Raw genomic sequence first — 12,939 nt, 5'->3', positions numbered from 1 at the left:
CGCGTCGCGGCGTCCGGTCCCCAGGCTACGGGCGTTTCCGCGGTTTCGCCCGGCGTGCAGGCTCCTTAACGGGGTGGCCCCGGGCGATATGCTGGCGTACATGCAGTCCACCGTCGCCTACCTCGGCCCGGCCGGCACGTTCACCGAGGCCGCCGTGCTGAAGTTCGCCGCCCGCGGGGCCTTCCCCGGCACCGCCGGGGCCGCGGACACCGCCCCCGAGACCCTGCCGCTGGGCTCGCCGACCGAGGTCCTCGACGCCGTGCGCGCCGGGCGGGCCGCCTTCGGCGTGATCGCCATCGAGAACTCCGTCGACGGGCCGGTCACCCAGGCCTTCGACGCCCTGGCCGCCGGCGAGGTCCAGATCTACGACGAGCTCGACCTCGACATCGCCTTCACCGTCATGGCCCGGCCCGGCACCGCGCTGGCCGACGTGCGCCGCCTGGCCAGCCACCCGGTCGGCTACCAGCAGGTGCGCGGCTGGCTGGCCGCCCACGCCCCCGGCGTGGAGTTCGTGCCCGGCGCCTCCAACGGGGCGGCCGCGCGCATGGTCGCCGAGGGCGAGGTCGACGCCGCCGCCGCGCCCGCCCGCGCCGCCGACCTCTTCGGCCTGGACCGCCTGGCCGAGGGCATCGCCGACGTCAAGGGAGCCAGCACCCGCTTCGTGCTCGTCGGCCCGCCCGGCCGCCCGCCGGCGCGCACCGGGCGCGACCGCACCTCGGTGGCCTTCCGACTGCCCAACACCCCGGGCACGCTCGTCGGCGCGCTCGGCGAGTTCGCCCAGCGCGGCGTGAACCTGACCCGCATCGCCTCGCGGCCCACCCGCGAGCTGATGGGCACCTACGTCTTTTACGCCGACATGGCCGGCCACATCGACGACGCCCCGGTCGGCGAGGCCCTGCGCGCGCTGTGGCTGCGCGCCGAGCACATCGCCTTCCTGGGCTCCTGGCCCGACCGCACCGACCCCGGCCGCGAGGCCGCCGCCGGCGGGCCCGACCTGGGGCGCATCGCCGCGGCCACCCGCTGGGTCGACGCGCTGCGCGCCGGCGAGGCGGTCACCGACACCACCGCCGGCGGCGCGCCCTCCGACGCTGCGACCGACGACGCTGCGACCGACGACGCCGCGACCGACGACGCCGCGACCGACGCCACCGACGAGGAGAAGAAATGACCGGACGCATCATCCTGGTCCGCCACGGCCAGACCGCCTCGAACATCCACCGCGTGATCGACACCCGGCCCCCGGGAGCCGAGCTCAGCGAACTGGGCCGCACCCAGGCCGCCGCCGCGGGCCGCGAACTGGCCGCCTTCTGCGGTGCGCGCCTGGCCCGCATGTACTGCTCGGTCGCGCTGCGCGCCCAGCAGACCGCGGTGCTCGCCGGCGCCGCCTTCGAAGAGGCCCGCGGGCTCGAGCCCGGCACGCTGCGCCTCGACGTGCGCCAGGGGGTCCAGGAGATCTACGCCGGCGACATGGAGCGCATCGCAGGCTCTGAGAACATCGCCTCCTACCTGGCCGTGCTGCACCGCATGCTCGCCGACGACGCCGCGGCCGCCTTCCCCAACGGCGAGGACACCGCCGCGGTGCTGGGGCGCGCCCGCCCGGTGCTCGAGTCCATCGCCGTCGAGCTGGAGGGCGCCGAGCGCGACATCGCGATGGTCTCCCACGGCGGGGCCAGCCGGGTGATGGCCGCCCACGCCGCCGGCGTCGACGCCGACTGGGCCTTCGAGTCGCGGCTGCCCAACACCGGCTTCATCGTCCTCGAGCCGGACGGCCGCCCCTTCGGGCAGTGGGACATGGTGCGCTGGGACGTCGCCGAGCGCGACGTCGGCGCTTAAGCGCCCGGAAGCCCGCCCGCAGCGGCGTCCGCGCAGCGGGCGCCGACGGCGACCACCGGGGCGTCGGAAATCGACTCAGCCCCAGCCCAGCTCGTGCAGCTGGTGCTCGCTCATGCCGAAGTGGTGGCCGACCTCGTGCAGGACGGTCACGCGCACCTCGTCGGCGAGCTCCTCCTCGTCGGCGCAGAAGTCCTCGAGGGCCTCCTTGTAGACGAAGATCGCGTCCGGCAGGTAGCCGGTGTGGTCGAAGGTGCGCTCGGTCAGCGCCACGCCGACGTACTGGCCCAGAAGCGTGGGCTCCTCCTCGTTGCGGTCGCGCACGAGCACCACGACGTTGACCATGCGGCGGGCGAACTCCTCGGGGATGGTGTCGAGCGCGTCGTCGATCATCTCCTCGAAGCGCTCCTCGGAGACGCGGATCATGGCGCCGGGGCGGGGGCGCTCTCCGACGCGGCGGGCGAGGCGGTGGGCGTCGCCGATGCCGAGGCCGACTCGGACTCGCTGCGCAGCGGGCGGCGCTCCGGCGGCGGGGGCGGGACCTCGCCGTTGACGGTGAACTCGCCCTTGGCGGAACCGGCCAGCGTGTTGAAGCCCCGTTCACCGGCGCTGACCAGCGCGCAGTTGACCGAGCGGGAACCGCCCTCCCAGGACTGCGCCGACAGTGAGGGCCAGAACGGCTGCAGCGTCGAGCGGTAGAGCTGCTCCTCGCCGCCGAGGTAGTCCATCGCCGCCTGGGTGCACACCTCCTTGAGGTGCTCGTCCTGCTCCTCGACGCTCGGGGTGCCCTGCGGGAAAACCGGCGCGAGGTCGACGATCAGGGTGGTCTCCAGCTGGTGGTCCGCCCCGCAGTCGACCTTGTGCAGCGCGTTGACCTCGTCGACGGCCACGCACTCGCCCGGCTGGGTCACCCGGGCCTGGTCGACCTTGGCGACGTTGCCGTGGGTGGCCACCGGGGTGCCCGAGTCGTCGGTGGACTGCAGGCCGCACAAGAGAGTGCGGTCCCCGGCCTCCCAGTCGGCTGCCGGCGGCAGGATCGAGGCCACCGAGTAGCGGCCCGAGGGGTCGAGGCGGCCGTCGAGGTAGCGCAGCGTGACCGCGCGGCACAGCTCCTCGCGCAGCTGCGCCTGGCGGGTGACGTCAGGGCGCTCGGCCTCGTCGCCGAACTCGGAGGACGGGTAGGTGCCCAGGTCCTCGCGCGCCGAGACCTCGAAGCGGTGCTCCTGGTCGCAGTCCGTCTGCTCGAAGCCGGTGGGCGTGCCGTCCGCCGCCGTCGACCAGTTCAGGCAGGACCCGGCGTCCGCGGTGGTGAAGGAGACCGCGTCCGTCGAGCCGCCGTGCGACTGCGCCGGGCCGGCCTGCGGGTCGGCGTCCTGGGACACCAGCGTGTAGGCGCCGACGAAGACCGTCGAGGCCAGAGCGGCCAGCAGGGCCGTGCGCACGGAGGTCGCCGAGCGCCACCTTGATCTCGAATTCATAACGCCCCCAGTGTGCCACCTGCGGCGGGGGAAGAACAGTCCACGCGCCGGGGCGCCGGCGGCCCGCGCGCCGGTCCCGGCCCTGCGCGCGGGCCCGCCCGGTAAGATCAGCGCCATGATTGATCTCAAGCTCCTCCGCGACAACCCCGACGTCGTGCGCGCCTCCCAGGTCACGCGCGGCGAGGACCCCCAGCTCGTCGACGCGCTTTTCGAGGCCGACGAGGCCCGCCGAGCGGCCATCCGCTCCGCCGACGAGCTGCGCCAGGAGCAGAAGGCCTTCGGCCGGAAGATCGGCCAGGCCGACCCGGCCGATCGCCCGAAGCTCCTCGAGGGCGCCGAAGACCTCAAGGCCCGCGTGCGCGCGGCCGAGGAGGAGCAGAAGACCGCCGAGGCACGCGTGGTCGAGCTGCAGATGAAGATCTCCAACGTCGTCGAGGGCGCGCCCGCCGGCGGCGAGGAGGACTTCGTGGTCCTCGAGCACGTGGGCACCCCCACCGAGTTCGACTTCGAGCCGAAGGACCACCTGGACCTCGGCGAGGGCCTGGGCATCATCGACATGAAGCGCGGCACCAAGGTCTCCGGCTCGCGCTTCTACTACCTCGTCGGCGACGGCGCCTTCCTCGAGCTGGGCCTGATGATGCTGGCCGCCGAGAAGGCCCGCGCCCGCGGCTTCGAGCTGGTCATCCCGCCGGTGCTGGTCAACCCCGAGATCATGAGCGGCACCGGCTTCCTCGGCGAGCACTCCGACGAGATCTACTACCTCGAGCGCGACGAGCAGTACCTGGTGGGCACCTCCGAGGTCGCCCTGGCCGGCTACCACTCCGACGAGATCATCGACCTCTCCGACGGCCCGCGCCGCTACGCCGGCTGGTCGACCTGCTTCCGCCGCGAGGCCGGCTCCTACGGCAAGGACACCCGCGGCATCCTGCGCGTGCACCAGTTCAACAAGCTGGAGATGTTCGTCTACTGCCGCCCGGAGGAGGCCGTCGAGCAGCACCAGGCGCTCTTGGACATGGAGCGCGAGATGCTCGCCGAGATCGAGGTGCCCTACCGCATCATCGACACCGCCGGCGGGGATCTGGGCCAGTCCGCGGCCCGCAAGTTCGACACCGAGGCCTGGGTGCCCACCCAGCAGACCTACCGCGAGCTGACCTCGACCTCGAACTGCACGACCTTCCAGGCCCGCCGCCTCGACATCCGCTACCGCGACGAGAACGGCAAGCCGCAGACCGCCGCCACCCTCAACGGCACCCTGGCCACCACCCGCTGGCTGGTCGCCCTGCTGGAGAACCACCAGTGCGCCGACGGTTCCGTGGTCGTGCCCGAGGCCCTGCGCCGCTTCGTGGGCAAGGACGTCCTGGAGCCGAAGGCATGAGCGCGCGCCGGGAGGGATTCGAGAACCGCGGGCCGTTCCTCGTGCCCGTGGGCACCGAGAAGGTGCCCGCGCACCCCGAGTCGCGCGAGCTGGTCTACAACCGGATCATCATCCGGATCATCAAGACGGTGCTGCGCGCGCAGGGCCTGCAGATCAGCGTGACCGGCTCGGAGAACGTGCCCGCCGAAGGCGGCGCCCTCCTGGCGTCCAACCACACCAACTACTACGACTTCATCCTCGGCCAGGTCCCGGCGCACCTGCGCGGCAAGCGCCTGACGCGCTTCATGGCCAAGAAGGAGATTTTCGACGTCCCGGTGGTCGGCGCGCTGATGCGCGCCATGCACCACGTCAGCGTCGACCGCTCCGCCGGCCACGGCTCCATCGAGGCAGCCGTCGAGCACCTCAAGGCCGGCGAGCTGGTGGGCATCTACCCGGAGGCGACGATCTCGCGCTCCTTCGAGCTCAAGGAGTTCAAGACCGGCGCGGTGCGCATCGCCGCCGCCGCCGGGGTGCCCGTGGTGCCGATGGTGACCTGGGGCGGCCAGCGCATCTGGACCAAGGACCTGCCGAAGAACCTGGGCCGCAGCCGCATCCCCGTGGTCATCCGCGTCGGCGAACCGATGGACCCCACCGGCGACCCCGAGGAGGCCACCGCCCGGCTGCGGCAGAAGATGAGTGAGCTTCTCGACGCCGCGCGCGCCGACTACGAGGCGGACTACGGCCCCTTCGAGGACGGCGCGCCGTGGCTGCCGGTCTCCCTCGGCGGCTCGGCGCCCACGCCGGAGCAGGCCCTCGAGATCGACCGGCGCGAGCGCGCCGAGCGCAAGGCCCGCAAGGAGGCCAAGGCGAAGAAGAAGGGGAACTAGCCGCCATGACCGGCCGCCGGCGCTACGTCGCCGCCCTCGACCAGGGCACCACCTCCACCCGCGCGGTGATCGTCGACGAGTCCGGCCGGGAGGTCGGCGTCGGCCAGTACGAGCACCGCCAGATCCTGCCGCGCCAGGGCTGGGTCGAGCACGACCCGATGGAGCTGTGGCGAAACACCCGCCGCGCGATGGCCAAGGCCCTGGCCGAGGCCGACGTCGCTCGCGAGGACGTCGTCGCCCTGGGCATCTCCAACCAGCGCGAGACCACCGTGGTCTGGGACCGGCGCACCGGCCGCCCCGTCTACAACGCGATCGTCTGGCAGGACACCCGCACCACCGACATCTGCCGCGAGCTGGCCGGCGAGGTCGGCCACGACCGCTGGCAGTCGCGCACCGGCCTGTTGATCAACTCCTACCCGGCCGGGCCCAAGATCGCCTGGATACTTGACCACGTCGAGGGCGCCCGCGAGCGCGCCATGCGCGGCGAGCTGGCCTTCGGCACGGTGGACACCTGGCTGCTGTGGAACATCACCGGCGGCGCGCGCGGCGACCAGGGCCGCCCCGCGGTGCACGCCACCGACGTGACCAACGCCTCGCGCACCCTGCTGATGGACATCCGGACCCTGAAGTGGGACGAGGAGCTGTGCGACGCCGTCGGCGTGCCGCCGGCGATGCTGCCGGAGATCCGTCCCTCGGTCGGCGACTTCGGCACCGTGCGCGCCCGCGGCTCGCTGGGCGGGGTGCCGCTGACCGCGATCCTGGGCGACCAGCAGTCCGCGATGGTCGGCCAGGGCTGCCTGGGCCCCGGCGAGGCGAAGACGACCTACGGCACCGGCCTGTTCCTGCTGCAGAACACCGGCGAGCGCCCCGAGTTCAGCGAACACGGGCTTCTGACCACCGTCGCCTACCAGGTCGACGGCCAGGCGCCGCACTACGCGCTCGAGGGCTCCGTGGCCGTCGGCGGCTCGCTGGTGCAGTGGCTGCGTGACCAGCTCGGCATGATCCGCACCGCCCCGCAGGTCGAGGAGCTCGCCCGCGGCTGCGAGGACAACGGCGGCGTCTACGTGGTGCCGGCCTTCTCCGGGCTCTTCGCCCCGCGCTGGCGTGCCGACGCCCGTGGGGTCATCGTCGGGCTGACCCGCTTCGCCGACCGCCACCACATCGCCCGCGCCGTGCTCGAGGCCACCGCCTACCAGGTCCGGGAGGTCATCGACGCGATGGCCGCCGACGGCGGGCGCGGCCTCGACGAGCTGCGCGTCGACGGCGGCATGACCGACAACGACCTGCTCATGCAGTTCCAGGCCGACCTCCTCGGCGTCGACGTGGTGCGCCCGCGCTTCACCGAGACCACGGCGGCCGGCGCCTGCTTCGCCGCGGGCCTGGGGGCGGGCCTGTGGTCCGACACCGAGGAGATCCGAAAGCTCGCCGGCGAGGGTCGCCGGTGGTCGCCCGCGACCGACCGGGGGCGCATGGAATCGCTCTACCGCGACTGGAACCGCGCGGTCGAGCGCTCCTACGGGTGGGTCGCCGACTAAGGGGCCCGCGGTCCACTAAGCTGAACTATTGACATGAACGATCCGATCCAGCTCAACCGCCCCGCCACGGCCCCCGAGAAGCGGCCGCGGCTCATCGCCTGCGACGTCGACGGCACCCTGTTGACCTCGGCAGAGCGGGTCTCCGCGCGCCTGCGCGCGGTGCTCACCCGGGCGCTGGAGACCGGCGCGGAGGTCGCGCTGGCCACCGGGCGCCCGCACCGGTGGATCTACCCTGTCCTCGAGCAGCTGCCGGTGATGCCGGTGTGCGTGACCGCCAACGGCGCGGTGCTCTACGACTCCGCCAGCGACACCATCCTGCGCCGGCACGAGCTCGCCCCGGAGGCGATGTCCGAGGTCGTCGGCATCGCCCGCCGCGAGCTCGGCGAGGTCGCCGTGGCGTGCGAGCGCTCCGGCGAGTCCGCCTTCGACCCCGAGGAGAGTCTCTTCGTGGTTGCGCCGAACTACATGCACACCTGGGAGGCCCAGGGCTACGCGGTGCTCTCCGAGGGCACCGTGCTCGCCGAGCCGGCCGTCAAGCTGCTGCTGCGCAACGAGTCGATGACCGCCCCGGAGATGTACGCCAGGCTGGCCGACAAGATCGACCCGCGCCTGGCGCAGCTGACCTTCTCGATGGAGGAGGGGCTCATCGAGGTCGGCGCGCCCGGGGTCACCAAGGCCCTCGGCGTGGCGGACCTCTCCGAGATGCACGGCGTGGCCCAGGAGCGCTGCATCGCCTTCGGCGACATGGCCAACGACGTCGAGATGCTGCGCTGGTGCGGCTTCGGCGTCGCGATGGGCAACGCCCGCCCGGAGGTCAAGGACGCCGGCGACTTCACCACCGTGACCAACGACGAGGACGGCGTCGCCCGCGTCCTCGAGTGGTGGTACTGAGCCGCTGAGCCGGTTATGCGCGCGGCCCCGCGCGCAGGCCACCTCCGGCACGCGTACCGGTTCCGGCGCGCCCCGGCTCCCGCCTCTGACCGGGAAATTAGCATCGGGCGAGAAAATTATTAGTGGGGGCGTAACAGTCTGGGGTTCCAGAACGTTATTGAGGGTGAACCTACCCGCGGGGTCGCGCGGGGAAAAGTCCCCACCGCGGCCCCACAGACTCCGAAGGAGCCTTCCCATGTTCGATTCCCTGCTCACCTTCTTCAACACCCTCGTCGACCTCTTCCAGGGCGGCGTCAACGGCATCTTCAACGCCGTGTCCACCCTGCTCAGCAGCTAGTCCCCGCCGCGACGGGACTGACGTCCCCGTCAGGGGACGACGACGGGACCCGCACCCTCCACCTGCCGGAGGATGCGGGGCCCGCTCGTATCTGGGCTCCGCCCGGAGCCGTGCGAGTCGCCACGCGCGAGCCGGCCGTGTGGCCAGCGTGGGTCGGCCTACCTGCCGCCCAGGTTGATGTCGACCGCGCCGGTGGCCGGGTCGTAGGTGATCAGGCCGTTCTGGAAGTCGACCTTCTGCACGTTGCCCTCGGTGCGCTGCTCACCGGTCGGCAGGCCCAGGGGACCGGAGTCGAAGCCCTGCTTGGCCCAGGCGTCGGCGATGACACCCCACAGCGCGTGGGTGCCGGCCTCCGAGGAGGAGGTGATGATGCCGTTGTCGAAGAGCGCGTAGCTGGTCTCGCCGCCGGTGGCCGAGGGCGTGGTGGTCACGCCCGAGCGCGCGGAGCCGAGCACCGGGCCGAAGACGGAGTTGATCTCGCGCCACTTGGCCTCGATCTCGGAGTTGCCGCTGAGGGAGACCATCTTGTCGATGATCGGCGGCACGTCGCGCAGCGTGATGTCGTTGAGGACCTTCACGTCGCCCAGCTGGCCGATCTCGGCGCGCACGTTCGGGTTGGCCAGCACGGCTGCGATGCCCAGGGCGGCCAGACCGCCCACGGCGGCGACCTGCTCGGCGCGGCTCTCGCTGGACAGACCCTTGAGGATCTCGGTGACCTCGCGGTCACCGCCGGCCAGCGGGCCGCGCTGGCCGCCCGTGTTCGACGCCTGGTTGTTGGTCGTCGTGGCCGGGGTGCTCGGCTGCGTGGTCGTCGACGTCGTGGTCGTCCCGTTCGACTGCGTCGAGGTCGACGGCGTGGAGGTCGACTCCGAGGTGCTCGGCGAGGTCGTCGCGGTGGACTGCTCCGAGCCGGTCACCCCGCCCTTGATGGCGTTGTACTGCGCCTTGGCCAGCTGACGGATGCGGTCCATCTGAGCGTAGCCGGCGTCGCCCGGGCAGGTGGTCCGGCCGACGTCGCGGTGGGCGAAGATGTTCGGCAGCGTGACCTGGGCGCCGTAGGGGTACTTCGTGTAGCTGGTGCCCTCGGAGTAGTGCGTGGAGCGGCCCATGGGGTCGAAGCCGGCCACGGCGGCGCGCCAGCCGGCCAGCTTGCCGACGGCCTGGAGGGTCGCCTCCGGCGGCGTGGTCGAGGTGTAGTCGCCGATCATCGAGATGCCCCAGGTGTTCTGGTTGAACCCGCCGGCGTGGGCGCCCTGGACGGCCTTGGTCAGTCCGCCGTAGCGGCCCTCGTAGATGGTGCCGTACTTGTCCACCAGCGCGTTGTATCCGATGTCGCACCAGCCCAGGGTGACCGCGTGGTAGTTGTAGATGCCGCGCACCTGGGCGGCGGCCTGGGCGCGCGAGTAGTTGTTGGAGCCCGCGGTGTGGTGGATGGTCAGCGCGGAGACGTGGTCGTCGATCTGCGGGCTCATGCAGCGCTTGCCCTCGTTGGCGCCCCAGCCGGCGCGCGAGACGATGCTCGGCATGCCGTCGGTCTCCGCGGTCGGGGCGATGCCCGCCTGCGCGTTGCCGTCGATGAAGACGGCCGAGAGGTCCTCGGCGTCGGTGGCCGAGGTGTCCTCGGTCTCGGCGACGGGGCGGATGCTGTCGTAGTTCACCGGCATCGGCGCCGCGCCGCCGGTGCTGTGGTTGCCCTCGTTGCTTTCCGACGTCGCGTCGTCCGGCGCGGGTGCGGCCGGCTCGGCGTCCTGCGCGGGCGCGGTCTGCTCCGGCTCAGCGTTCTCCTCACCCTCGGGAGCGGCGTCAGCCGCTCCGTCAGCCGCGCCGCCGAGGAGGTCGACGCCGGCGGTGGAGACCTGCACCTTGTGGGTCGGCTCGACGTAGATCAGCTCGGTGCCGTGCTTGTCGCCGGCGGTCTCTCCGATCGGCTCGAGGTTGTGCCAGGGGCCCCACTGACCGTCGACCTCGGCGCGCACGTAGGCGGCGACGTCGCGCGGACCCTCCCAGGTCAGCGCGAACATACTGAATTCCTCGTCGCGGGTGAACTCCTTGACGGTGCGCTCGCCCTCGCCGCCCTGGGCGGTGATGGCGGCGTCGTCGACGGTGACGTTGTCGCCGTCGGCGAAGGACTCGGAGACGTTGAGCACGTCGACGGGTCCGGAGCCGTCGGACTGGGTGTTGAGGACCTGGTTGCCGCCGAAGACGGCGGCGGCGAGCAGGGCGGCGGAAGAGACGACCGCGAGTGTCGGGCGGTGCCTCGTCATGGTGAGTCGGCGACGTTGATGCACGGAAGCTCCTGGTAGAGGGTCGGGTCTGGTGCTCCGGGCCCGCGCGGCGCCGCGGCCCGGTACAGCTGTGAAAGCTGAGGCTATATGAAACCGCTGACGATAGTAGTTGATAAGAGTGGTAATTGATACTCCTGTGAATGAATTTCCGTGAGAGGTCACGGAAACGTCGCCCCCGCGCGGTACGCGCGCGGCGTCGATAAGCTTGGGTGCCATGAGCAACTATGACCTGATCGTCGTGGGCTCCGGCCTCTTCGGACTCACCGTCGCCGAGCGCGCGGCCAGCCAGCTGGGCAAGCGCGTGCTCATCGTCGAGCGCAGGCCGCACCTCGGCGGCAACGCCTACTCCGAGGCGGAGCCCGAGACCGGCATCGAGATCCACCGGTACGGCGCGCACCTCTTCCACACCAGCAACGAGCGGGTCTGGGAGTACGTCAACCAGTTCACCGACTTCACCGGCTACCAGCACCGCGTCTTCGCGATGCACGACGGCACCGCCTACCAGTTCCCGATGGGCCTGGGGCTGATCAACCAGTTCTTCGGCCGCTACTACTCGCCGACCGAGGCCCGCGAGCTGATCAAGGAGCAGACCGAGGGGTTCGACCCCGAGGCCGCGAGGAACCTCGAGGAGCGTGGCATCGCCTTGATCGGCAAGCCGCTCTACGAGGCCTTCGTCAAGCACTACACCGCCAAGCAGTGGCAGACCGACCCGACCGAGCTGCCGGCCTCGATCATCTCGCGGCTGCCCGTGCGCTACACCTTCGACAACCGCTACTTCACGGACACCCACGAGGGCCTGCCCGTCGACGGCTACACCGCGTGGCTGGAGAAGATGGCCGACCACGAGCTCATCGAGGTCCGCCTCGACACCGACTTCTTCGAGATCGCGGAGAACCTGCGCGCGGAGAACCCGGACGCGCCGGTGGTCTACACCGGCCCGCTGGACCGCTACTTCGACTACGCGCACGGCCGGCTGGGCTGGCGCACCCTCGACTTCGAGACCTCGGTCGAGCCGGTGGGCGACTACCAGGGCACCCCGGTGATGAACTACAACGACGCCGACGTGCCCTTCACGCGCATCCACGAGTTCCGCCACTTCCACCCGGAGCGGGCGCGCAGCTACCCGAAGGACAAGACCGTCATCATGCGCGAGTACTCGCGCTTCGCGGAGGAGGGCGACGAGCCCTACTACCCGATCAACACGCCCGAGGACCGCGAGAAGCTCGAGGCCTACCGCGCCGACGCCGCGCGCGAGTCTGAGGAGAACAAGGTGCTCTTCGGCGGCCGCCTGGGCACCTACCAGTACCTCGACATGCACATGGCCATCGGCAGCGCGCTGACCATGTTCGACAACCTGCTGGTGCCCTTCTTCGAGGAGGGCAAGCCGCTCGCCCAGCCGCGCGGGCACTAGGGGAGGCCGCCTCCGGCGACCTCCCGGGGGACGGGGCGCCGTCGGCGCTGTCCCGGGGGACAAGGAAGGGGCGTGGGCCGCGGGCCCGCGCCCCTTTCGGCGTGTCAGGACGGCGCCGGGGGGCTGTCGGCGACCGCCATCGGGCGAAATCCGGGGTGCGCAGGGCCTATGTGACGCGAGCCATATGTCGCGGAAACGGGCGAACGCGCCTCGCCAGCGAAGTTAACCTTGCGTTAACCTAGCGCCCTGGGCTAAAGTGAACACCAGGTTAACGGAGAGGAAACGAAAAGTTCCCACCGGGTGACCGGCCGGGAGCGAAAGTTTTCCGGAGAAGTTCGACGGAAACGCTTGAACGGCTGGACTTCACCCGCTAGGTTAACGGTAAGTTAACAAAGCAACACCGCAGAATTAACCAAAACGAAAGGAGCGGTGACCAACATGTCCAACACTCTCATCAACAGCCTCCGAGAGGACCTGCACGCCCGCTTCGACGACGACCTCGGCGCGCAGCTCGTGGACCGCGTGCTGGATGAAACCGTCGAGGCCAAGAAGGACGCGGTGACGATGTTCCGGACCGTGCTCATCGAGCGCGAGGCCGTCGCCCGCCTGGCTGACCGTGCCGGCATGGCCGACGTCCACGTCCTGCACTCCGTCGAGAACGACTGCGCGGCCCTCGCGGCCTGATCCGCAGCACCCCGGCACCCGTCGGACAAGAGTCGAAGCCTTCGACCCCGACCCCCGGGCCGCTCACCGCGGCACCGGGGGTCGCGGCGTGTTTGATGACGGTCCGCGCCGCGCCAACGGCTACCCTTTAACGAGGTACACCGCGCGGAAGGGCCGCCCGTCCCGCCCGCGCCCGCCGATCCCCCGACCCGAAAGGCGAGACTGAGCACCGTGAGCGAATCCGCGTCCAGCACCCCGCAGCCGGCCG

At 71.4% G+C, this 12,939-nt stretch carries 11 protein-coding genes; 8 read left to right on the top strand and 3 right to left on the bottom strand.

Annotated elements, in window-relative coordinates:
• Positions 1–100: 100 nt before the first annotated feature.
• Entirely contained in the window at positions 101–1,168 is a 1,068-nt protein-coding gene (gene pheA / locus QQA02_RS05425) for a prephenate dehydratase (RefSeq protein ID WP_284773642.1), read from the top strand.
• On the top strand, positions 1,165–1,833 hold the full coding sequence (locus QQA02_RS05420; protein WP_284773643.1) for a histidine phosphatase family protein: 669 nt from the start codon (positions 1,165–1,167) through the stop codon (positions 1,831–1,833). The genes pheA and QQA02_RS05420 overlap by 4 nt, the downstream gene beginning before the upstream one ends.
• A gap of 75 nt (positions 1,834–1,908) precedes the next feature.
• Here QQA02_RS05420 and QQA02_RS05415 read toward each other — a convergent pair whose 3' ends face one another.
• Entirely contained in the window at positions 1,909–2,256 is a 348-nt protein-coding gene (locus tag QQA02_RS05415; RefSeq protein ID WP_284773644.1) for a metallopeptidase family protein, read from the bottom strand.
• On the bottom strand, positions 2,253–3,308 hold the full coding sequence (locus QQA02_RS05410) for a septum formation family protein (protein ID WP_284773645.1): 1,056 nt from the start codon (positions 3,306–3,308) through the stop codon (positions 2,253–2,255). Before QQA02_RS05410 ends, QQA02_RS05415 begins: the two co-directional genes overlap by 4 nt.
• Positions 3,309–3,423: 115 nt before the next feature.
• Between QQA02_RS05410 and serS the strand changes: the two genes are divergently transcribed.
• Genes serS through QQA02_RS05390 form a run of 4 tightly spaced genes read left to right on the top strand, consistent with a single transcriptional unit; the run spans position 3,424 to position 7,975 of the window.
• Complete coding sequence (serS, locus tag QQA02_RS05405; RefSeq protein WP_284773646.1) at positions 3,424–4,683, top strand: serine--tRNA ligase; 1,260 nt, start codon at positions 3,424–3,426, stop codon at positions 4,681–4,683.
• Positions 4,680–5,549 carry a lysophospholipid acyltransferase family protein gene (locus tag QQA02_RS05400; protein WP_284773647.1) on the top strand — a complete coding sequence of 290 codons (870 nt, stop codon included), beginning with the start codon at positions 4,680–4,682 and terminating at the stop codon, positions 5,547–5,549. The genes serS and QQA02_RS05400 overlap by 4 nt, the downstream gene beginning before the upstream one ends.
• Before the next feature lie 5 nt (positions 5,550–5,554).
• Positions 5,555–7,084, top strand: coding sequence for a glycerol kinase GlpK (gene glpK, locus QQA02_RS05395; protein WP_284773648.1), 1,530 nt, complete (start codon positions 5,555–5,557; stop codon positions 7,082–7,084).
• A gap of 33 nt (positions 7,085–7,117) precedes the next feature.
• Positions 7,118–7,975 carry an HAD family hydrolase gene (locus QQA02_RS05390; protein WP_284773649.1) on the top strand — a complete coding sequence of 286 codons (858 nt, stop codon included), beginning with the start codon at positions 7,118–7,120 and terminating at the stop codon, positions 7,973–7,975.
• A 495-nt stretch (positions 7,976–8,470) separates the two neighbouring features.
• On the opposite strand, the gene QQA02_RS05385 is transcribed toward QQA02_RS05390, so the two are convergent.
• Positions 8,471–10,576: an N-acetylmuramoyl-L-alanine amidase gene (locus tag QQA02_RS05385; RefSeq protein WP_284773650.1), complete on the bottom strand. Its 2,106-nt coding sequence runs from the start codon at positions 10,574–10,576 to the stop codon at positions 8,471–8,473.
• A 235-nt stretch (positions 10,577–10,811) separates the two neighbouring features.
• On the opposite strand from QQA02_RS05385, the gene glf reads away from it, so the two are divergent.
• Both glf and QQA02_RS05375 read left to right on the top strand, forming a co-directional pair.
• Positions 10,812–12,008, top strand: a complete 1,197-nt coding sequence (glf, locus tag QQA02_RS05380; RefSeq protein ID WP_284773651.1) for a UDP-galactopyranose mutase — start codon at positions 10,812–10,814, stop codon at positions 12,006–12,008.
• A 438-nt stretch (positions 12,009–12,446) separates the two neighbouring features.
• Complete coding sequence (locus QQA02_RS05375; protein ID WP_075664660.1) at positions 12,447–12,692, top strand: three-helix bundle dimerization domain-containing protein; 246 nt, start codon at positions 12,447–12,449, stop codon at positions 12,690–12,692.
• Positions 12,693–12,939 lie beyond the last annotated feature (247 nt).

Origin of the sequence: Corynebacterium sp. MSK006, from assembly GCF_030232385.1 — a bacterium.
Classification (GTDB): Bacteria; Actinomycetota; Actinomycetes; order Mycobacteriales; family Mycobacteriaceae; genus Corynebacterium; species Corynebacterium frankenforstense_A.
The sequence above is the reverse complement of the archived record's forward strand: the minus strand, read 5'-3'. Positions and strand labels throughout refer to the sequence as shown.